The 18,648-nt window shown below is 64.1% G+C and carries 22 protein-coding genes; 19 read left to right on the top strand and 3 right to left on the bottom strand.

Features of this window, described 5'->3' with window-relative positions; translation table 11 throughout:
- Positions 1-27: 27 nt before the first annotated feature.
- On the top strand, positions 28-165 hold the full coding sequence (locus EOA16_RS03410; protein WP_127256205.1) for a DUF3309 family protein: 138 nt from the start codon (positions 28-30) through the stop codon (positions 163-165).
- 252 nt (positions 166-417) lie between these two features.
- On the opposite strand, the gene EOA16_RS03405 is transcribed toward EOA16_RS03410, so the two are convergent.
- Positions 418-675, bottom strand: coding sequence for a hypothetical protein (locus EOA16_RS03405; protein WP_023814060.1), 258 nt, complete (start codon positions 673-675; stop codon positions 418-420).
- 29 nt (positions 676-704) lie between these two features.
- Here EOA16_RS03405 and EOA16_RS03400 point away from each other — a divergent pair, with 29 nt between their 5' ends.
- The 10 genes from EOA16_RS03400 to EOA16_RS03355 all read left to right on the top strand — a co-directional run bounded on the left by EOA16_RS03400 (position 705) and on the right by EOA16_RS03355 (position 9,701).
- Positions 705-1,028 carry a DUF982 domain-containing protein gene (locus EOA16_RS03400; protein ID WP_245455844.1) on the top strand — a complete coding sequence of 108 codons (324 nt, stop codon included), beginning with the start codon at positions 705-707 and terminating at the stop codon, positions 1,026-1,028.
- A gap of 220 nt (positions 1,029-1,248) precedes the next feature.
- A complete protein-coding gene (locus tag EOA16_RS03395) occupies positions 1,249-1,974 on the top strand; it encodes a GntR family transcriptional regulator (protein ID WP_127255527.1) in 726 nt (241 codons plus the stop codon).
- A 3-nt stretch (positions 1,975-1,977) separates the two neighbouring features.
- Positions 1,978-3,018 (top strand): ADP-ribosylglycohydrolase family protein, encoded by a 1,041-nt coding sequence (locus EOA16_RS03390; protein WP_127255525.1) that lies wholly within the window; start codon positions 1,978-1,980, stop codon positions 3,016-3,018.
- Positions 3,015-3,986 (top strand): PfkB family carbohydrate kinase, encoded by a 972-nt coding sequence (locus EOA16_RS03385; RefSeq protein WP_127255524.1) that lies wholly within the window; start codon positions 3,015-3,017, stop codon positions 3,984-3,986. The genes EOA16_RS03390 and EOA16_RS03385 overlap by 4 nt, the downstream gene beginning before the upstream one ends.
- Before the next feature lie 57 nt (positions 3,987-4,043).
- On the top strand, positions 4,044-5,105 hold the full coding sequence (locus EOA16_RS03380) for an ABC transporter substrate-binding protein (protein ID WP_013530805.1): 1,062 nt from the start codon (positions 4,044-4,046) through the stop codon (positions 5,103-5,105).
- A gap of 67 nt (positions 5,106-5,172) precedes the next feature.
- Positions 5,173-6,036 carry an ABC transporter permease gene (locus EOA16_RS03375; RefSeq protein ID WP_127255522.1) on the top strand — a complete coding sequence of 288 codons (864 nt, stop codon included), beginning with the start codon at positions 5,173-5,175 and terminating at the stop codon, positions 6,034-6,036.
- Positions 6,036-6,824 carry an ABC transporter permease gene (locus tag EOA16_RS03370; RefSeq protein ID WP_127255521.1) on the top strand — a complete coding sequence of 263 codons (789 nt, stop codon included), beginning with the start codon at positions 6,036-6,038 and terminating at the stop codon, positions 6,822-6,824. Before EOA16_RS03375 ends, EOA16_RS03370 begins: the two co-directional genes overlap by 1 nt.
- A complete protein-coding gene (locus EOA16_RS03365; RefSeq protein WP_127255519.1) occupies positions 6,824-7,888 on the top strand; it encodes an ABC transporter ATP-binding protein in 1,065 nt (354 codons plus the stop codon). The genes EOA16_RS03370 and EOA16_RS03365 overlap by 1 nt, the downstream gene beginning before the upstream one ends.
- Positions 7,889-7,959: 71 nt before the next feature.
- Positions 7,960-9,210, top strand: a complete 1,251-nt coding sequence (locus tag EOA16_RS03360) for an aconitase X (RefSeq protein ID WP_127255517.1) — start codon at positions 7,960-7,962, stop codon at positions 9,208-9,210.
- Positions 9,207-9,701: a DUF126 domain-containing protein gene (locus EOA16_RS03355; RefSeq protein WP_127255515.1), complete on the top strand. Its 495-nt coding sequence runs from the start codon at positions 9,207-9,209 to the stop codon at positions 9,699-9,701. The genes EOA16_RS03360 and EOA16_RS03355 overlap by 4 nt, the downstream gene beginning before the upstream one ends.
- Here EOA16_RS03355 and EOA16_RS33045 read toward each other — a convergent pair.
- A complete protein-coding gene (locus tag EOA16_RS33045) occupies positions 9,619-9,831 on the bottom strand; it encodes an SIP domain-containing protein (protein WP_245455843.1) in 213 nt (70 codons plus the stop codon). The genes EOA16_RS03355 and EOA16_RS33045 overlap by 83 nt on opposite strands.
- Positions 9,832-9,849: 18 nt before the next feature.
- Between EOA16_RS33045 and EOA16_RS33040 the strand changes: the two genes are divergently transcribed.
- The 7 genes from EOA16_RS33040 to EOA16_RS03320 all read left to right on the top strand — a co-directional run bounded on the left by EOA16_RS33040 (position 9,850) and on the right by EOA16_RS03320 (position 15,573).
- Entirely contained in the window at positions 9,850-10,026 is a 177-nt protein-coding gene (locus EOA16_RS33040) for a hypothetical protein (RefSeq protein WP_245455842.1), read from the top strand.
- A gap of 146 nt (positions 10,027-10,172) precedes the next feature.
- Complete coding sequence (locus EOA16_RS03345) at positions 10,173-10,769, top strand: thioredoxin family protein (RefSeq protein WP_127255513.1); 597 nt, start codon at positions 10,173-10,175, stop codon at positions 10,767-10,769.
- A 36-nt stretch (positions 10,770-10,805) separates the two neighbouring features.
- Positions 10,806-12,431, top strand: a complete 1,626-nt coding sequence (locus EOA16_RS03340) for an FAD-binding protein (RefSeq protein ID WP_127255512.1) — start codon at positions 10,806-10,808, stop codon at positions 12,429-12,431.
- Entirely contained in the window at positions 12,428-12,754 is a 327-nt protein-coding gene (locus EOA16_RS03335) for a ferredoxin family protein (protein WP_127255510.1), read from the top strand. Before EOA16_RS03340 ends, EOA16_RS03335 begins: the two co-directional genes overlap by 4 nt.
- Positions 12,755-12,771: 17 nt before the next feature.
- Positions 12,772-13,608 carry an ABC transporter ATP-binding protein gene (locus tag EOA16_RS03330; RefSeq protein WP_127255508.1) on the top strand — a complete coding sequence of 279 codons (837 nt, stop codon included), beginning with the start codon at positions 12,772-12,774 and terminating at the stop codon, positions 13,606-13,608.
- A gap of 12 nt (positions 13,609-13,620) precedes the next feature.
- On the top strand, positions 13,621-14,517 hold the full coding sequence (locus tag EOA16_RS03325) for an ABC transporter permease (RefSeq protein WP_127255506.1): 897 nt from the start codon (positions 13,621-13,623) through the stop codon (positions 14,515-14,517).
- A 36-nt stretch (positions 14,518-14,553) separates the two neighbouring features.
- Complete coding sequence (locus EOA16_RS03320; protein WP_127255504.1) at positions 14,554-15,573, top strand: aliphatic sulfonate ABC transporter substrate-binding protein; 1,020 nt, start codon at positions 14,554-14,556, stop codon at positions 15,571-15,573.
- A gap of 58 nt (positions 15,574-15,631) precedes the next feature.
- Here EOA16_RS03320 and EOA16_RS03315 read toward each other — a convergent pair whose 3' ends face one another.
- Positions 15,632-16,660, bottom strand: a complete 1,029-nt coding sequence (locus tag EOA16_RS03315; protein WP_056590241.1) for a LacI family DNA-binding transcriptional regulator — start codon at positions 16,658-16,660, stop codon at positions 15,632-15,634.
- A gap of 336 nt (positions 16,661-16,996) precedes the next feature.
- Here EOA16_RS03315 and EOA16_RS03310 point away from each other — a divergent pair, with 336 nt between their 5' ends.
- A complete protein-coding gene (locus EOA16_RS03310) occupies positions 16,997-18,610 on the top strand; it encodes an extracellular solute-binding protein (protein ID WP_127255502.1) in 1,614 nt (537 codons plus the stop codon).
- The last annotated feature ends 38 nt before the right edge of the window (positions 18,611-18,648 follow it).

Genomic DNA, 18,648 nt, shown 5'->3' with positions numbered 1-18,648 from the left:
GGCACCTTCGCGTGATCTGCGCGCTTCATTCTTCTCATTGCGCTGCTTGGCGGCCTCAGCGGCTTCGGTGGCGGTCCGTTCTACGGCACCGGCTACTATGGCGGCGGCGGCCTTGGGCTCTTGCTGCTCATCATCATCGTGCTTGTCGTGCTCGGGCGTATCTAGCCGGGTTATCGCCAACTGATCGCAATCTCGTGAGCGCCCCCAATATCGGCGTGCACCGGATTGTGATGCAGGCACGCCGGCTTGTGATCCTGCACTCCGCAAAACTTTCGTATGGTCATTGCGGTCCACACCCCCCCGTGGAAACAAGAGGAGAGGGTCCCACCCCTTGTCCTCCTCCAAGGCCCGCTCCGGTTTACCGTGGCGGGCTTTTGCTTGACGGTCCTGAGCTTGGGTCGATACCCGGGGGCGGCATTACTCCATGTCAGGTACGTCGCCGCTGACGAAGAGCGTGTTCGGCGGGCCGTATTCGCCCAGCGTCGGATCGGCCTCGCGGCTCCAGGCGATGACGCCGGCATGCTTTGCCGCCAGAGCCCTGGCGGTGCGTATGGCGCGGTCTTCGCTCTGCTGGTCGGCGGGTCCAAAGGCGGGGAACAGCTCGCCATCCTCACCGCGATCGAACGCGACCACGACGATCAGCCTGGGATTTTTCTGGCCACTGGAATCGGACATCTTGCACCTTTGGCGCGGAACCTATCACATTGCTCGGGGTTGAAGGCCGCGAATCGATGAATGCCGACTTTGGGGGTGGCATCGTGCAAGACCAGCGTTTCGATGAGCCGGTCAGGATTGCGCTCGGTCGATCGCGAAACTCGATCTTCAACGTGGAGCGGGTCGCTCAGGCTGCCGACATCCTGCTGAACCGCTGGCCGGTTGCGACCGGGCAAAAGCATATGGTTGCCCGCAAGGTCTGTCTGGCCGTGCTCGAGGGAAAGAAAGAAGTCTCGGCGGCAAGGGCGGCGTTCATCAACGCCGCTATCGAGGCGGACATCCTCGTCGAACCGCGTGAGGTGTCGATCCCGTAGCCTGCCCCGGTGAAATTGAATCAAAGATCGGCTCTATCCTCTTGATTAATCTCGGCTTTTCACGCCGGATTTACCGGGCTATGGCAACCGGCCAGTTCGACGCGCTCTGCGGACAATCCGAAATTCGGCGTTCATTGGGCCTGTTTCCGGGATTTGTTGACATAGCATTTCTATCCAGATATTGAACAGGATTATACAGGTTCACTGAACAGGTACCTATATGAAGCGGCGCGCGGTTCAACTGTCTCCCGGCACGGGCAAGCCCGAGCAAATCGCCACCGTCCTCGAACATGAGATCCGTTCCGGCGTTCTCGGTTTCGGCGACCGCCTTCAAAGCGAGAGCGAACTTGTCCAGCGCTTCTCCGTCAGCCGCAACACGGTCCGCAAGGGCCTCGGGGAACTGTCCAGCCGCGGGCTGATCACGACCAAGGTCGGCATGGGCTCGTTCGTCACCTTCGACGGCAAGCCGGTCGACGACGCGATTGGCTGGTCGCGCGCGCTGGCCGATGCCGGCGCCAATGCCGAGACGCGGACGCTGCGGCTGGAGGTCATCGAAGAACCTGATCTGGCTGCGCTGCTTGGTATCGAAAGGCCGTTCTTCATTGCCGTTGACCGGGTGCGCACCAACGCCAGCGACGGCCATGCGATCTCCATCGAGCGCAGCCGGCTGCCATTGTCACCCGAGCTTGAGGACGTACCGTTGCGCGGATTGCGCGAGGGCTCACTGCACCAGACGTTGCGCGCCGCCGGCCTCATTCCCGACCATGGCGAGGAATGGGTCGAGATCGAGATGCTCAATGCCGAGGATGCGGCCATCCTCGGTTGCCCGCAAGGCACGCCTTTCCTGCGCGGCCGCCGGCTGACGCGTGCGGCCGACGACCGGCCGATCGAGTATGTCACCAGCCTGCTCAACCCGGCGCATTTTGCGCTGCATATGAGGTTCTGAGCGATGTCGGATGCAACCAGCAAGGCCATTGATCGCGCCATGGGGGCGCTTGTCGGCGGAGCGCTGGGAGATGCGCTCGGCATGCCAACGCAGCTTTTGTCACCGGCCCGCATTGCCGAACTCTACGGCTACGTCGAGGATTTCATCGCGCCTTTCGCCGATCATCCGGTGTCGAAGGGACTGACTGCCGGAACCATCACCGACGACACCGAGCAGGCGCTTCTGCTCGGCCGCATCCTGGTCGAATCCGGCGACCGTTTCGACAACGCGCGCTGGGTTAATGCGCTGCTCGACTGGGAGCGCGAGGTCAAGGCGCGGGGCAGCTATGATCTCTTGGGGCCGTCGACCAAACGGGCCATCGACGCCATCAACAATGGCGTGCCGGCGGAGGAGGCGGGACGCAGCGGCGACACCAATGGCGCGGCCATGCGCATCGCGCCTGTCGGCATCATGATGCCGCTCGAACCATTGGAGGCGTTCGTCGCCAAGGTGGCGGAGACCTGCCGGGCGACGCACAACACCTCGATTGCCATCGCTTCCGCTGCTGCCGTTGCCGCTGCCGTCAGCCGCGGCATCGCCGGCGGTGGCTGGCGCGATGCTTCCGCCAGCGCCGTCGCGGCGGCGAGGCGAGGGGCGACGCTTGGTCATTGGGTCACCGGCGGCGACATTGCCGCGCGTATCGTCTGGGCACAGGACATTGTGCGCGGCAAGGCGATCAGGGATGCCATCCGGCTCATCACCGATCTGGTCGGCACCGGCGTCGCCAGCCAGGAATCCATTCCGGCGGCCTTCGCCGTGCTGGAAGTCGCGCGTGGCGTCCCATGGCAAGCAGCTATCATCAGCGCAAATCTCGGCGGCGACACCGATACGATCGGCGCCATCGCCGCCGGCATGGCCGGCGCCTGCAGCGGTTTTTCGCGATTGCCGCAGCAGCATATCGCCCGGCTTGTCGGCCTCGACATGTCAGAGGTTCGCGCGCTCGCCGCCGACCTCGTGGCAGCAAGGGTGGCGAAAATTGGTTCCGGCAAGGACGCGGCGGCATGAGCGGTCGCCTCGTCCATATCGGTAGTGCCGTGGTCGACTATGTCTACCGTATCGACACCTTGCCGGCGCCCGGCATGGAAAAGACAGCGTCGAGCTTCGCCCAGGTCGCCGGCGGCGGCTTCAACATGATGGTCGCGGCCAGCCGCACCGGCATGCAGGTGGTGTTCGGCGGCCAACTCGGCAACGGACCCAATGGCGATTTCCTGCGTGCCGCTTTAGCTGCCGAGGGCATCGCGACGCTGACGCCGCCATCGTCCTTGATGGACAGCGGAAATTGCGTCGCCATGATCTCGAGCGACGCCGAACGCACCTTCGTCTCGTGGCCAGGTGCGGAGAGCCTGCTCAGCCTCGACATGATGGCGCCGGTCGCGGTGGCGCCGGGCGACTGGGTGTTCACTTCAGGCTATACGCTGAGCTATCCCAAGAGCCGCGATGCGCTCACCGACTGGATCGAGGCACTTCCGGCCGATATTCCCTTCGTCTTCGACCCTACGCCGGTCATCACGGAGATTCCGCGTCCCATCCTGTCGCGGGTGCTCGCGCGCACCACATGGCTGAGCTGCAACACGACGGAAGCCGCCGAGATTGCCGGCCCGGGCGATGTCGAGGGCCTCGCGGCACGACTTCTCGCCGACCACTGCCCGAAGGCTGCTGGCGTGATCATTCGCGCTGGCGCGAAGGGTTGCCATGTCAGGTTGGCCGGCGGCACAGCGCAGACCATTGCCGGCGTCAACGTCAACGCCATCGACACCAATGGCGCCGGCGACACCCATATCGGCGCTTTCGTCAGCGCGCTGGCGCGCGGCATCCCGCCCTTCGGGGCAGCGCGCTATGCCAATGCGGCGGCGGCTGTTTCGGTCACCCGCCACGGCGGCTCGTCGGCGCCGACCGATCACGAAATCCAGACACTCCTGAGCCATGCCGCCGACCCATCGGGAGCAGGCCAGACACAGAAGGCCAATACATAACAACTGGAAAGCCTGACAAGCCCGGGAACCGGGCAAACCCACAGAGAGGAACCAACCATGCGCATGCCTGACTTGACTGCTCTGCTGACGGCGACCGCCGTCTTTACCTCCGCACTCGCGTTCGCCGCCAAGGCCGACGAAGTGCATGTGCTCAACTGGAAGGGTTACGGCGCCGACGAGCCGTGGGCCGTCGAGGCTTTCGAAAAGGCGACCGGCAACAAGGTCGTCAACGACTTCTTCAATTCCGAACAGGAAATGCTGACCAAGATCCGGACCAATCCCGGCCTCTATGACGTCGTCATGATCAATGCCGCCTTCAACGACCAGGCGATGGACGGCAAGCTGATCCAGCCGATCGACGTCTCCAAATTGCCGAACTACGCCGATATCAGCAAGGACAAGGCGGGATCGCCTATGCTCGTCCATGACGGCAAGGTCTATGGCGTGCCGTGGGTGTGGGGCCTGACGGCGCTCGCCATCAACGACAAATCCTTCGACAAGCCGCCGACGAGCATCGCCGAAATGTGGGATGCCGCCCACAAGGGCCGCGTCGTCATCCGCGACGACGCCGTCGAGGCGGTGCAGTTCGGCGCCATCGCCACCGGCCAGAACATCAACGACATCAAGGATATGGATGCGGTCAAGGCGAAGCTCACTTCGCTGATGCCGCAGATCAAGACCTTCTGGAGCTCGGAGAACGACTGGAACCAGATGGTCGCCTCCAACCAGATCGATATCGGCACCTACTGGAGCGGCTCGGCCGACCGCGCCAAGACGCATTTCAAGCTGCCGGTCTCGCTGGTCGTGCCGCAGGAAGGCGCCGTCGCCTGGCTCGACGCGTTTTCCATTCCGGTGGGCGCCAAGAACGTTGCCGGCGCCGAGGCCTTCATCAACTACATGATCGACCCGAAATTCTACGTCGAATGGGTCACCAAGGTCGGCGCTCCCGTCTCCGCCAACACCAAGGCGGTGGAAGCGCTGCCCGAGGACGCCTTCAACCGCAAGGTCATGGGCGACCCCGAAGTGGCCAAGCGCATCCAGTTCCAGGCGCCGATCACCGATGCGCAGCGCGAAGCCTATCTGGCGCTGTGGCAGCAGTTGAAGGTCGACGTGAAATAGAGCCGACATCCGGACCAGCCGGCGGTTCGCGCCGGCTGGTTCCTTCAATTCTGGGGAGGAGGGTTTCATGGCAGCTGCGACAGCGTCGCGAAGCGGGCTGAGATCGGCATTGCCGCTGCTGACGCCAGCCTATCTCTGGCTGACGGTGGCGATCTTCCTGCCGCTGTCGGCCATGGTCTTTTTCTCGTTCATGACCGAGCTGCCGCTGTCGGGAAAGCCGTGGGCATTCACCCTTGGCAACTATGCCGCCTTCTTTTCGCAAAGCCTCTATCTGACGCTGCTGTTGGCCTCGCTGCGCCTCGGTCTCGAGGTGACGCTGTGGTGCATCGTCATCGGCTATCCGGCGGCTTACGTGCTCGCCAAGGTGCTGAAGGGGCGCAGCCGAGAGGCGATCTTCCTGCTCGTCATCCTGCCGTTCTGGTCGAACGGGTTGGTACGTATCTTCTCCTGGGCGATGGTGCTGCGCGAGGGCGGCATTCTCGACACCGCGCTCAACGCCGTGCTGCCGTTCAAGATCAACATCGACCTGATGTACTCTTATCCGGCCGTCATCATCGGGCTGGTGCACTCCTACGTGCCTTACATGGTGCTGACCTGTTATCTCACGCTGCAGGCTATCGACGACTCGCTGATCGAGGCCGGGCGCTCGCTTGGCGCTTCACGGTTGCAGGTGCTGAAGCGGGTGATCATCCCGCTGTCGATGCCCGGACTGGTCGCGGGTGCGGCCCTGATCTTCGTGCCGGTCGTCGGCTCGTTCATGGAGCCGCGCATCCTCGGCGGCCGCACCGGCACCTTCTACGGCACGGTCATCGAGGACCAGTTCGTCGCCGTGTTCAACTGGCCGCTCGGTGCCGCTCTGTCCTTCATCCTGCTGGCGGTGGTGCTGGTCATCCTGGCGGTGGCGTCGCCGGTGCTGCGGAGGGCCGCGTGATGGCGACCACCCGCATCCTCGAATGGCTCGGCCGCCTCTACATCTGGCTGCTGCTCGCCTTTCTCTATCTGCCGATCATCATCATGGCGCTGATGTCGTTCAACGTCTCGCCCTTCTACCAGTTGCCGTTCGAATGGACGACCGAATGGTACGCCTCGCTGTGGCAGAACAACCAATTGATCTCGGCCACCTGGAACAGCGTCGAAATCGCGGTCATCACCACCGTCATCTGCACCGTGCTCGGCTCTGCGGCGTCGCTGGCGCTCTTTCGCTATGAGTTTCGCGGCAAGAAATTCCTGCAGGCGCTGCTGTTTCCACCCATCGCCATACCGTGGCTGATCACCGGCACGGCGATGCTGATCTTTTTCTTCGGCGTCGGCATCGGCCGCGGCCTGCATGCGATCCTGCTCGGCCATGTCGCATTGGCGCTGCCCTATGTCATCGTCGTCGTCTCGGCCCGGCTGCAGACCTTCGCGCCGGAGTTGGAAGAGGCGGCGCGCTCGCTCGGCGCCAATCAGTGGCAGGTGACACGGCGCGTGACACTGCCCTGGATCATGCCCGGCGTCATCGCCGGTGGGTTGTTTGCCTTCGCCGTCTCGTTTGACCAGTTCGTGGTCTCCTATTTCCTGGCGACGCCGGGGCAGACGACGCTGCCGGTCGAAATCTATGCCGCGATCCGCAAAGGGTTCACGCCCGAGATCAATGCGGTCTCGACGATCATCATAGTCGTGTCGATGGCGCTGATGCTGCTCACGGCGCGGTTCTTCAAATTCGGCGGAGAGAAATAATGGCCGGCGTGCAGGTTTCTGATGTCTCGCGCAGTTTTGGCGCGCACAAGGCGCTGGACGACGTCTCCATCGATTTCGCCGATGGCGGCTTCTATGCGCTGCTCGGGCCTTCGGGCAGCGGCAAGACCACGCTGCTCAGACAGATCGCGGGGTTCGATTTTCCGGATTCCGGCCGCATCACCATCGGTGGCGAAAGCGTCGAGCGGGTGCCGGTCGAAAAACGGCGCATCGGCATGGTGTTCCAGAACTATGCGCTGTTTCCCAATATGAGCGTCGCCGACAATGTCGCCTTCGGCCTGTCGGTGCGTGGCGAGACCAAGGCGGTGATTGAGACGGAGGTGCAGCGCGCGCTCGATCTGGTGCAGCTCGGCAAGCTCGGTGGCCGCCGGCCGCACCAACTCTCCGGCGGGCAGCGACAGCGTGTGGCTCTCGCCCGCGCCATCGTCACCAAGCCGCGCGTGCTTTTGCTCGACGAGCCATTGGGTGCGCTCGACAAGGCGCTGCGCGTCGATATGCAGATCGAGCTCAAGCGCATCCAGCGCGAGATCGGCGTCACCACCATCTTCGTCACGCACGACCAGGAAGAAGCGCTGACGATGAGCGACCGCATCGGCATCTTGCGCGACGGCAGGCTGGTGCAGGAGGGGCCGCCAGAGGAGATCTATAACAGGCCGAAGAGCGAGTTCGCCGCCACCTTCCTCGGCGACGCCAACATTTTTCGCGGCGACACCACGGGCGATGGCATCAGGCTGGCGGACGGAACGGCGATTGTCGCTGGCGTCGGTGCGACGCTTGCCGCCGGCGCCAAGGCGAGCTGCGCCGTGCGACCCGAACGCATCCGCATCGCCACGGATGCAGGGGCGCCGGATGGCAACCCCAACACACTCAAGGGGCAGGTCTCCAAGCGCATCTTCGCCGGCAACAACAGCACCTATTTCGTCGAGCGTGGCGGCCAGACGTTGAAGGTAATTGTGCAGAACACGGGCATGGAACGGCTGGCGGAAGGTCAGGATGTCGTGCTGCGCTGGTCGCCGGAGAGCACGGTGTTGATCGCGGTAAACTGATCCTCGCTGGGTCTTGCCAGACTGTTCGCAATCAGGGACAGCATAATCGGGCACAAGCCCGGAGCATACCGATGACCCTGGAACTGACCGCACAGGACCGATCCATGCTCGACGGCGAGCAGGGCTCGTCAGCGGCTGCTGCCATGAAAATCCTGCTCGCCTTTTCCAACTCGATCGGCGCGCGCGGCCTCCTCGACATCACGGGCGCCCATATCGACGGCTGCCTCTACCACGGCAAGGCGGGGCTCGATTTCGTCGAGCGGCTGGTCGAAGGCGGCGGGCGTGTCCAAGTGCCGACGACATTGAACGTCGGCTCGTTCGACCTCATCCATCCCGGCATGGTGAAGATGCCGGCGGCGGAAGAGGTGCCGGCGCGGCGGCTGATGAAGGCGCATCTGGAGCTTGGCTGCCAGGCGACCTTCACTTGCGCGCCCTACCAGACGCGGTTCCGGCCGAGTTTCGGCGAGCAGATCGCCTGGGGCGAATCCAACGCCATCGTCTTTGCCAATTCGGTGATCGGCGCGCGCACCAACCGCTATGGCGATTTCATCGATCTGTGCTGCGCCATGACCGGGCGCGCGCCGGCCTGGGGCTTGCATCTGAGCGAGAACCGGCGCGGCCGGATCCTGTTTGAGCTGGATGTTCAGGCCGGCGAGCCGAGCGACAGCCTTTTCGTCGGCGTCGGGCTATTCATCGGGCAAGCGAGTGGCGACCGCATTCCGGTGATTGCCGGCCTGCCGCGGCCGCGCGACGAGGACCAGCTGAAGGCGCTGGGAGCGGCGGCGGCAACGACCGGTGCGGTGGCGCTGTTCCACGCGGTCGGCATCACGCCGGAAGCGATGACGCTCGATAAGGCGTTCCAGGGCCATGCGCCTGACGAGACGATCCGCATCACCCGCGCCGATATCGACCATGCGCTGGCCAGGCTGTCGACCGTGCCAAACGGTGCGCCGCTGGCGGCCGTGTCGCTCGGCACGCCGCATTTTTCGCATGAGGAATGGATGCGGCTGTTGCCGTTGCTGCGCGAGGCAGCACCCGGAAGGCGCATCCCGATCTACGTCAACACGGGCCGTGCGACGCTGACGCGGCTGCAGGAGGAGGGCGCGCTTGATGGCATGGAGGCGTTCGGCCTGATTCCGGTCGCCGACACCTGCACCTATGTCACTGCGATCCTCGAGCATCTCGACGGCGCGGTGATGACCAATTCCGGCAAATGGGCGCATTACGCGCCGGGCAATATCGGCGTGTCCGTCGCCTTCGCTGAGATGGAGGACTGCATCCGCTCCGCTGCGGTCGGGCATGTCGTGCGGAGCGCCTCATGACGCGACCGGTGGAACGAACCGGCACCTTCCAGCTGGCCGGTGAGGCCGATGGCCTGGCTTTGGTGTTTTCGCAACCGCTCAGCTTCTGGGGCGGTATGGATGCCGAGACCGGCGAGATAACAGACCATTCGCATCCCGGTCTCGGCCAGAATGTCGCCGGCAAGATACTAGTCATGCCGAGCGGGCGCGGCTCATCGTCTTCATCCTCGGTGCTGGCCGAGGCGATCCGCAGGGGAACCGCGCCAGCCGGGATTCTTCTGGAGCGGCCGGACCCGATCCTGGCGGTCGGCGCCATCGTTGCCGAATTTCTTTATGACATCCGCATGCCGCTGGTGGTTTGCGATATTTCGAACCTTGTCTCCGGTGATCAAATTGATATCGGCATCGGCAAAGACGGCGGGCCGATCGTCAGAGTTCACCTGCCATCAATCCGGCAGAGCCACGCCGCCAATAGGCGGCCGCCAGCGTTTGATCGCGACCAAGTCCCATAGTGTCGCGCCAATATTCGCGCACGATCTTGGCGGCAGCCTCTGCGGCGAACCAGCCGAAGGCTGAGGGGCCATGCGGCCACGCCACCGAGCGGACAGCCTCGGTCAGCAGCTTGCCTTCGCCGGCCGGCAAGCCATCCCTTGTCGGCCAATGCAGTTCGATATCCGTGGCGTCGGCGATCGCCTGCCGTTCGCGTCACTGGCGATCTCGATTAAGGCGATCCCCCCGGGTTTCGGCCGGCAATGTTTCCAGCAGCCGCGCAAGCGCCGGCAGGCCGGATTTCTCCGGATCAGCTTCTGCTCGAACAAACTTGCCGGTCTGGCCTGAAACATTGGCACGATATTCTAAGCCGCGCGGTTGACCGCGAATGGGCTCCGCAGCCTATAATTCTACTAAATTCATAGACTAAGTACGAACGCCCGCAGCGCTCGTCGCACGGTCTGTGAAAACCGGCTGTACCAAGGAGCGCAGCGATGCCGAAGACAGAATCCAACCCGATCGAGCTGGGCACCAAGGCGGCCGACTTCCTGTTGCCCGACGCGCAAGGCGTGCTGCACCGGCTCGCCGATTTCGATGCCAGGCCGGCCTTGCTCGTCGCCTTCATCTCCAACCGCTGCCCGTTCGTCGTGCTGATCCGTGAGCAGCTTGCCAATTTCGCCAGGGATTATGCGGGCAAGGGGCTGCAAGTGGTAGCGATCAACGCCAACGACCATGAGGCGCATCCGGAAGAAACGCTCGCCCGCATTGGCGAGGAAGCCGAAAAATTCGGCTATTGCTTCCCCTATCTAAAGGATGCGTCCCAGCAGACGGCGAAAGCCTATGGCGCGGCTTGCACGCCCGACTTCTTCCTGTTCGGCACTGACCGGCGGCTCGCCTATCACGGCCAGTTCGACGATGCGCGGCCGGGCAACGGCAAGCCGGTGACCGGTGCCGATCTGCGCGCGGCAGTCGACACGGTGCTGGAGGGCGGCAGGCCCGCCGCGAACCAGGTGCCGTCGATCGGCTGCAACATCAAGTGGAGCACCGGCAACGAGCCGGTGTGGTCCTCCAGCGCCGCCCGCGCCGCTTAGCGCAGGCGGCGCTTCGAACGCATTCGCCAGGTGTCCATGCCTAAGCCGCAAAAATCCGCTTCCGACAGCTTGCTGCTCCAGGCCGACGTGCTGGTGCTGGGCGGCGGTCCGTCGGCCGCCTGGGCAGCAGTCGCTGCGGCCGAGAGCGGCGCTAAGGTGGTGCTGGCCGACAAGGGCTATCTCGGCACCAGCGGCGCCACCGCGCCGTCCAATACCGGCACCTGGTGCGTGCCGCCGGGTGACAACAGGCATGCCGTGGTCGAACGGCGCTGGCAGCGCACCGGCGAACTTGCCGACCCGCGCTGGATGCTGCGATGCGTCGATACCGCCTACCGCAATCTGCTCAGGCTGTCCGAATGGGGTTATCCCTTCCCGAGCGAGGATGACGGCCGGCTCTACATCGCCAATCTGCGCGGCCCGGACTACATGCGCTTCATGCGCCGCCGAGTGCTTTTGGCCGGCGTCACCGTGCTCGACCATCATCCCGCGCTCGAACTGTTGTCGGATGGGGATGCGATTGTCGGCGCCGCCGGTGTCGCCAGGCAGATCGGCCAGGACTGGCGCGTCGACGCCAATGCCGTGGTGCTGGCGACCGGCGGCTGCGCTTTCCGCGAGCGCATCCTCGGCGCGAGCGGGCTCACCGGCGACGGCTATCTGATGGCGGCAGAGGCCGGCGCCAGCCTGTCGGGCATGGAGTTCACCGGCAAGTACACGCTGGCGCCCTACGGCTCCTCGTTGAACAAGGGGCTACCGTTCCGCTGGGCGTCGTTCCATCGCGAAGATGGCACTCCGATTGTCGGGCCGACCGGCGAGCCGTTGCGCAATGGCATCGGCGACCGCGAGGAGGAAGTGGCGCGCGCGCTGATCGACGGCCCGGTCTATGCGCGGCTCGACCAAGCCGAACCGGCGCTGCAAGGCTGGCTGCGCCAGGGCCAGCCGAATTGCTTCGTGCCCTATGACCGCGCCGGCATCGACCCGTTCGGCGAGTTGTTCCCCATCACCTTGCGCGCCGAAGGCACGGTGCGCGGCACCGGCGGCATAGACATCGTCTCCGACGATTGCGCCACCGGCGTGCCCGGCCTCTATGTCGCCGGCGACGCCGCCAGCCGCGAGATCATGACCGGGGCCGTGTCGGGCGGCGGCGCCGTCAATTCGTCCTGGGCGCTGGCCAGCGGCTGGTGGGCCGGCAAAGGCGCTTCGACCCATGCCAGGCGCCGGACCGGCAAGGCGTTCCGCAGTGCGGTGCAGTCGCTTGGCCAGGCTGGATTACGTCCTGCATCTTCGCCGCGTGCCGACATCTCGGCAGGCGAAGTCATCGAGGCGGTGCGCAACGAGGTGACGCCGCTCGACAAGAATTTCTTCCGCACCGGCGAGGGCCTGGAGAAAAGCGGCGAGCGGCTGGGGAGTGTCTGGCGCGACGTGCGCGACCATCTGCAAGGCGAGGGGCTGGACCGGGTCCGCACTCGAGAGGCAGCGTCGATCGCCGCAGCCGGGCGCTGGTCCGTGGCCGCAGCGCTGCACCGCACCGAGAGCCGCGGCATGCATCGCCGCTCCGACCAACCGGGCAAGAGCGCTGCCTTCGCGCACCGGCTGGTCATCACTGGTGTGGATGCGTTCCGCATCGCAGGCGCGCCAGAGCGGCTGGCGGAGCTGGTGTCATGATCGAGATCGTCTCGGCCACGCGCTGCGTCGAATGCGACATCTGCGTCAAGGTGTGTCCGGCCAATGTCTTCGACGCGACCGACAATGGCGTGCCGGTGATCGCTCGCCAGGAGGACTGCCAGACCTGCTTCCTGTGCGAGATCTACTGCCCGACCGACGCCCTTTACGTGGCCGAGTTCGCCGAAGGGCCGACCGGCATCACGGAAGCTCAGGCCGACGCCCGACAGCTGTTCGGCTCCTATGCCCGCGCGCTTGGCTGGAAGCGCGGCAAGGCGGGCGGCTCGGAATTCGACCCGACGCACCGCATCCGCGTGGCGCAGTGAACCGATCGGAGACAGATATGGACCGTATTGTCGTCAGCGACATCAGCAAGACCTTCCAGCTCAAGCCGGGGCAGTTCGTCACCGTCGATGGCGAGGCGACCGACCGCGTCACCGTGCTCGACGGCGTCGATCTTTCCATCCGCAAGGGCGAGTTCATCACGCTGGTCGGCCCCAGCGGCTCGGGCAAGTCGGTGCTGCTCGACATTGTCGGCGGGCTGACGCAGGCGACCGGTGGCGACGTCCAGCTCGACGGCCGGCGCATCACCAGGCCCGATCCCAAGACCGGCTATGTCTTCCAGCAATATGCGTTGTTTCCCTGGCGCACGGCGCTCGCCAACATCGAATATGCGCTGGAGGTGCGCGGCGTCGCCAAGGCCGAGCGCACGGCGACCGCCCGCCATCTGTTGGCACTGTTCGGCCTTGCCGGTTTCGAAGACCGTTTTCCCAACCAGCTGTCCGGCGGCATGCAGCAGCGTGTGGCGATCGCGCGTGCGCTGGCCAGCAACCCGGAAGTGCTGTTGATGGACGAGCCGTTCGCGGCGCTCGACCAGCAGACGCGCGAACTGCTGCAAGGCGAGTTGCTGCGGATCTGGGGTAAGATCAATACGACTGTCATTTTCGTCACCCACTCGATCGACGAGGCGATCTTCCTCGCCGACCGCGTCGTGGTGATGACCGCGCGCCCAGGTACGGTGAAGGAGATCATCGACATCGACCTGCCACGGCCGCGCGACGGCGACATCCGTGCCAGCGCCGAATTCAACGCCTATCGCGCTCGCGTCTGGGACGTGCTGCGCGACGAGGTCAACAAGGCGCAGAAGGACTGGACCCTGTCGCCAGCCTTCAGTCACTGAGGAGCTGGACCCATGGCCTATCTGACCGAGAAGTTTGGCTCCGCTCGAGCGCTCCACCTGTTTGCCGGCGCGGGCGAAACGGTCGCCGTCGCCAGGGTCCCCGCCATCAAGGCCAGCGCCAAGATCCGGAGCAAGAAAGCAAGCCACGGCACGTTCCTCTATGGCCTGCCGCTGCTCGGCCTGTTCTTCCTATTGTGGGAGATCGCGCCCCGGCTCGGCTGGCTGAACCGGATTTTCTTTCCGCCGCTGAGCGAGGTGCTGGTTGCCTGGTGGGCGCTGCTCGCCTCGGGCGTGCTGATCGAGCATATCGGCATAAGCCTGCAGCGCGCGGCGATTGGCTTTGCGCTCGGCGTCGTGGTGGCCATCCCGCTCGGTCTGTTGATGGGGCGCTATTCGCTGTTCGAGAAGGTTTCCGACCTTCTGGTGCAGACGCTGCGCAACACCTCGCAATTCGCACTGCTGCCAGTGTTCATCCTGTTGCTCGGCATCGGTGAGGAATCGAAGGTGGCGATCACCTTCTACTCCTCGGTTTTCTTTCTCCTCGTCAACACGATCAGCGGCGTCAAGTCGGTGGATCCGCTGCTGATCAAGGCGGCGCGCTCGATGGGCACGTCCGACTTCGATCTGTTCCGGAAAGTCATCCTGCCGGCCAGCATTCCCTCGATCGTCGCCGGCGCCCGGCTGGCGGTGAAATCCTCACTGTTCGCGGTCATCGGCGCCGAGATGCTGGCGGCCAAATCCGGCCTCGGTTTCCTCATCCAGAACTCGCAACTGATGATGGAGACGGCCGACATGTATGCCGGCATCCTGACACTCACCGTCATCGGCCTGACCGTCAACTACCTGCTCGTCTGGTTCGAGCGCTGGGCAACAGCCTGGAAGGGCCAGTCCGAGACCTCGCTCATTTAAGCGGCCCATTCATTCCAATCAGGAAGGATTTTTCCCATGCCCAACATTCCATTCGACGCATTTCGCCGGCTGTTGCTGAAGGGTGCCATTGCCGTCGTCATCGGCCTTGGCGGCATGCCTGCCTTCGCGCAGGACAAGCCTGAAATTATCCGTATCGGCAGCACGGCGCCGGGGCATCTCAAATTCATCCTCGCCCAGAAGGACGGCTGGTGGGAGAAGGAATTCGCCAAGGACGGCATCAAGGTCGAACTGGTGACCTTCAATGGCGGTTCGGAGGCGACGACGGCGCTTGCCACCGGCGCGATCGAATTCACCTATACCGGCAACAATCCAGCGCTGCGCGTTGCTGCGTCCGGCGCCGATGTCAAGCTGATCGGCCTGTCGAGCTATGTGAAGGCCGGCGGTTCCTACATCGTCGTCAAGACCGACTCGCCGCTGAAGACGCTGCAGGATCTCAGGGGCAAGAAGGTCGCCTATCTCACCGGCACGGTGCGGCATTCGAACTTCAGCAAGGCACTGAACAGTGTCGGCCTGACCACAAATGACGTCGAAGGCCTGAACTTGCCTTTCGAGGCATCCGGCCCGGCGCTGTTGCGCGGCGATATCGACGCCATCGTCGAGACGGATTCGACGGCGGCCAAGCTGGTCGATACCGGCGAGGCGCGGGTGCTGTTCGACACCAGCGCCCATCCGGAATGGAACGTTCCGAACGTCATCTCGGTCAATGGCGCCTTCGCGGCGAAATATCCCGATCTGGTCAAGCGGCTGCTGAAGGTCGATATCGAGATTTCGCGTTGGGCCGACGCCCATCCGGACGAGACGATCAAGACCTTTGTCGAGGCGACCAAGTCGTCGGAAAAGTCGGTCCGCAAGACCTATGCCGACGGCGTGTTCCACCAGGATCCGAAAGTCACTGACAATGCGATCGCCGCCTTGCGGGGCGAGGAGAAATTCATGGCCAGCGCCGGGCTCCTGAAGGGCTCGATCGACTATGGCAAATGGGTCGACAAGAGCTTTGTCGACGGTGCCGCAGCAGAAGTCGCTGCCGTCCAGTAGACCCGGAAAGATCGAGCGGGGCGAGCGCTTTACCGCGCTGCCCCGCTCGTCTGGTCCGTCAAATCTCCGGGATGTTCTCCTTGAAGATCACCTGCAGCCTGGGCTGGTGCAGTTCATAGGGCAGTCCCCGGACCGCATGGGTCAAGGTGTTGAGTGCCTCACGGGCCTCAACGCGCGGGTTCTGGTCGATGACCGCGTCGAGCGTGCCGTCGAGCAGAAGATCCTTGGTGCCGTCCGTCACCTCGTGGCCGAGGAAGACCATGGATTGGGCGCGGCCGCGCTCCTTGAGCGCGCGGGCGATGCCGGTGTTGCCGGCGCCGACATTGTAGATCGCGGCAAGGTCGGGGTGCCGCTCCAGCAGGGCGGATGCCTCCGAATAAGCCTTCTCGCGGTCGTCGAGCATTTCGCGCATCTCGACGATCTGCAGATTGGGGGATTCCTCCGTCAGGATATGGCGGAACCCCATCTCGCGCTCTTCGTGACCGCGATAGGACAGCGAGCCGGCGAACAGCGCCACCTTGCCCGGACGCCCCGATCCCATGAAGCGGTTGAGCAGATAGCCGGCCAGCCGCCCGGCGGCGCGGTTGTCGATGCCGATATAGGCGACCCTGGGCACATGCAGGATGTCGGACGCGATGGTCACCACCTTGATGTCGTTGGCCGACAGGGAGCGGATCGCTTCGCGCACCGTCGGATGGTCGAGGGCGATGACGCCGACGCCTTGCGTCTGTCCGCGCAGGTCCTGCAGCAGGCGGGCGAGACCGTCCGGGTTGAACCCTTCGATGGTGGCAATGTGGACATCGAGGTCTGGCCGTGACTGCGCCTGCGCCTCGATCTGGCGGTGCAGCATCTTGATGAAGGAATTGGTGCCGGCGGGCAGCGCGAAGTCTAGCCGGATGACGTCGCCGGGCAAGGGCCGCGGCGGCGCCCCGTTCGGGCTTTCGGCGATGTAGCCAAGCCGCTGCGCCATTTCGAGCACGATTTCACGCGTGCGCGCCCGCACGCCGGGGCGGTTGTTGAGCACTCGGTCGACCGTTGCGGCCGAGACACCGGCTTCCCGGGCTATGTCAGTCAGGGTGGACCGCACCGTCTTTCATCTCCTGCATGCGTCGGATCGGCTTGCGACGGCTTCCCCGCCATCGGCGATTCTGATGGGAAATGATGTATCCGCCCTTGGCCGATGTGCAAGCCGCCGCGCTAAATCAAATGGCCCGGCAAGGTTGCGCAGGGCCGGGAAGGGTCGGGTTCCCTCAAATTGAGGCATCCGGCATGACGCATGGGTCCCGTTTTTGTGCATTTCCTTGCCCTGTTGCAATGTTGTGAGGTATTTTGATTATTTATGATGTTGACAGCCTTGCCATGCTGCCGTCAATATCCCTCATGAGGGTCGTGGAGGAAACGTGGCCCTGAGGGAGGAGTTTCAATGTCTGACTTGATCCGCATCTCGCGGCGCCGGCTGCTGGCATCCGGAGGAAAGGCGGCTGTGATCATGGCCGCCGCTGGTATCGCACCCCAATTCATTCGTCCCGGCCGTGCCTATGCGGCCGACGCGTTGGCGCCCGGCATGATCGGCGGCCCGACGGGCTTCGATGGAGCCGAACGCTACCAGTATGGCGCCGACACGCCGGAAGGCCGTGCCATCGAGGCAGCCAAGGCGCTGAAGGGCGCCGGCAAGGCGCCGGCCAAGATCGTGCTCGGCCTGTCCGACGGCTCGATCGGCCAGCTCACGCAGCCGTTCCCGGCCGGTGCGCCGTCGATCAAGGAGCTGTGGGAAAAGGAAACCGGAATCGCGATCGAAATCGTCGGTCTGCCGAACGGCCAGGAATTCACCAAGACGATGCAGGACATCTCCACCAAGGGTGGGGCCTACGACATCTACTCGACCGAATGGAACCGCCTCGGCGACCTCGCCGAAACCGGCGGCATCGCCAAGCTCGATGACTTTGTCGCGCAGCATAAGCCCGAATGGGACGATCCCGTCAGCGGCTATGTCAATGGCGCCAAGGGCGTGTCGCTGCTCAACAAATACCGCGGCTCGAACTATGGCGTCTCGCTGGATGGCGACTTCCAGACCTGGGTCTATCGCACCGATCTGTTTGGCGACGAAGCCGAGAAGAAGGCCTTCAAGGACAAATACGGCTACGATCTGGCGCCGCCGAAGACCTGGAAGCAGCATGGCGACATCGCCGCCTTCTTCCAGCGCCCGGACAAGGGGCTGTTCGGCTCGACCGACCTGCGCAACCAGGGCTGGGGCTACACCAACTGGTACCAGCGCTATGTCTCGATGGCTTCGCCCAACCAGTTCCTGTTTGGCGATGACGGCAAGCCGATGATCAATTCCGAGCAAGGCATTGCCGCCACCAACGAATATGTCGCTTCGCTCGCGCATCATTCGCCGGATGCGATCTCCTGGGGCTGGCCGGAGCAATACGGCAATTTCGCCAAGGGTGGTGCGGCGATGACCTGCGCCTTCTCCAACCTGCCGAAGTTTCTCGACAATGCCGGCAACAAGGATTCAGCCGTCACCGGCAAGATCGGCTCGATGCTGCCGCCCGGCCGCGAGATCGACGGCAAGCTGATCAGCCGTTCCGTGCTGTGGTTCTCGCTGACCGGCATGGTTTCGTCACAGTCGAAGAACCAGGAGGTCGCCTATCTCCTGCTGCAATGGCTGGGCTCGGCCCGTATCTACGCCTGGATGAGCGCCAACCCCGGCGGTTATCTGGATCCGTTCCGGCTTTCGGATTTCTCCGATCCGCTGGTGCGCCAGACCTATCATGCCTACCACATGGACGTCGTGCGCGAGACGGTCGCTCGCACCGTGCCGACCATCAACTATCCCGGCGCGACGGCCTTCCACAATGCGCTCGACGAGAACCTGATGGCGGCGCTGACCAAGGCCAAGACATCAGAGCAGGCGATGGCCGATACCGAGGCAGAGTGGAAAAAGATCGCGCGGCGTACCGGCGAGGACAAACTGCTCGAAGCCATCAAGACCAACAAGGAGGCCTGGCCGACAGTTCTCGATCCAATCGTCTGATCCTTCTCCCTGGATCATATCGAAGGAGGGGAGGAGCT

This window comes from Mesorhizobium sp. M7A.F.Ca.US.008.03.1.1, assembly GCF_003997495.1.
In the GTDB taxonomy this organism is placed as follows: Bacteria; Pseudomonadota; Alphaproteobacteria; order Rhizobiales; family Rhizobiaceae; genus Mesorhizobium.
This window is presented reverse-complemented; position numbering and strand designations above follow the sequence as displayed.

What these genes read in the sequence shown, in the direction of transcription:
- EOA16_RS03405 (WP_023814060.1), bottom strand. Translation starts at nt 675, where the DNA reads ATGTCCGATTCCAGTGGCCAGAAAAATCCCAGGCTGATCGTCGTGGTC.
- EOA16_RS03330 (WP_127255508.1), top strand. Translation starts at nt 12,772, where the DNA reads ATGGACCGTATTGTCGTCAGCGACATCAGCAAGACCTTCCAGCTCAAG.
- EOA16_RS03385 (WP_127255524.1), top strand. Translation starts at nt 3,015, where the DNA reads ATGAGCGGTCGCCTCGTCCATATCGGTAGTGCCGTGGTCGACTATGTC.
- EOA16_RS03370 (WP_127255521.1), top strand. Translation starts at nt 6,036, where the DNA reads ATGGCGACCACCCGCATCCTCGAATGGCTCGGCCGCCTCTACATCTGG.
- EOA16_RS03395 (WP_127255527.1), top strand. Translation starts at nt 1,249, where the DNA reads ATGAAGCGGCGCGCGGTTCAACTGTCTCCCGGCACGGGCAAGCCCGAG.
- EOA16_RS03320 (WP_127255504.1), top strand. Translation starts at nt 14,554, where the DNA reads ATGCCCAACATTCCATTCGACGCATTTCGCCGGCTGTTGCTGAAGGGT.
- EOA16_RS03310 (WP_127255502.1), top strand. Translation starts at nt 16,997, where the DNA reads ATGTCTGACTTGATCCGCATCTCGCGGCGCCGGCTGCTGGCATCCGGA.
- EOA16_RS03390 (WP_127255525.1), top strand. Translation starts at nt 1,978, where the DNA reads ATGTCGGATGCAACCAGCAAGGCCATTGATCGCGCCATGGGGGCGCTT.
- EOA16_RS03335 (WP_127255510.1), top strand. Translation starts at nt 12,428, where the DNA reads ATGATCGAGATCGTCTCGGCCACGCGCTGCGTCGAATGCGACATCTGC.
- EOA16_RS03355 (WP_127255515.1), top strand. Translation starts at nt 9,207, where the DNA reads ATGACGCGACCGGTGGAACGAACCGGCACCTTCCAGCTGGCCGGTGAG.
- EOA16_RS03380 (WP_013530805.1), top strand. Translation starts at nt 4,044, where the DNA reads ATGCGCATGCCTGACTTGACTGCTCTGCTGACGGCGACCGCCGTCTTT.
- EOA16_RS33040 (WP_245455842.1), top strand. Translation starts at nt 9,850, where the DNA reads ATGCAGTTCGATATCCGTGGCGTCGGCGATCGCCTGCCGTTCGCGTCA.
- EOA16_RS03340 (WP_127255512.1), top strand. Translation starts at nt 10,806, where the DNA reads ATGCCTAAGCCGCAAAAATCCGCTTCCGACAGCTTGCTGCTCCAGGCC.
- EOA16_RS03375 (WP_127255522.1), top strand. Translation starts at nt 5,173, where the DNA reads ATGGCAGCTGCGACAGCGTCGCGAAGCGGGCTGAGATCGGCATTGCCG.
- EOA16_RS03345 (WP_127255513.1), top strand. Translation starts at nt 10,173, where the DNA reads ATGCCGAAGACAGAATCCAACCCGATCGAGCTGGGCACCAAGGCGGCC.
- EOA16_RS03360 (WP_127255517.1), top strand. Translation starts at nt 7,960, where the DNA reads ATGACCCTGGAACTGACCGCACAGGACCGATCCATGCTCGACGGCGAG.
- EOA16_RS03325 (WP_127255506.1), top strand. Translation starts at nt 13,621, where the DNA reads ATGGCCTATCTGACCGAGAAGTTTGGCTCCGCTCGAGCGCTCCACCTG.
- EOA16_RS03365 (WP_127255519.1), top strand. Translation starts at nt 6,824, where the DNA reads ATGGCCGGCGTGCAGGTTTCTGATGTCTCGCGCAGTTTTGGCGCGCAC.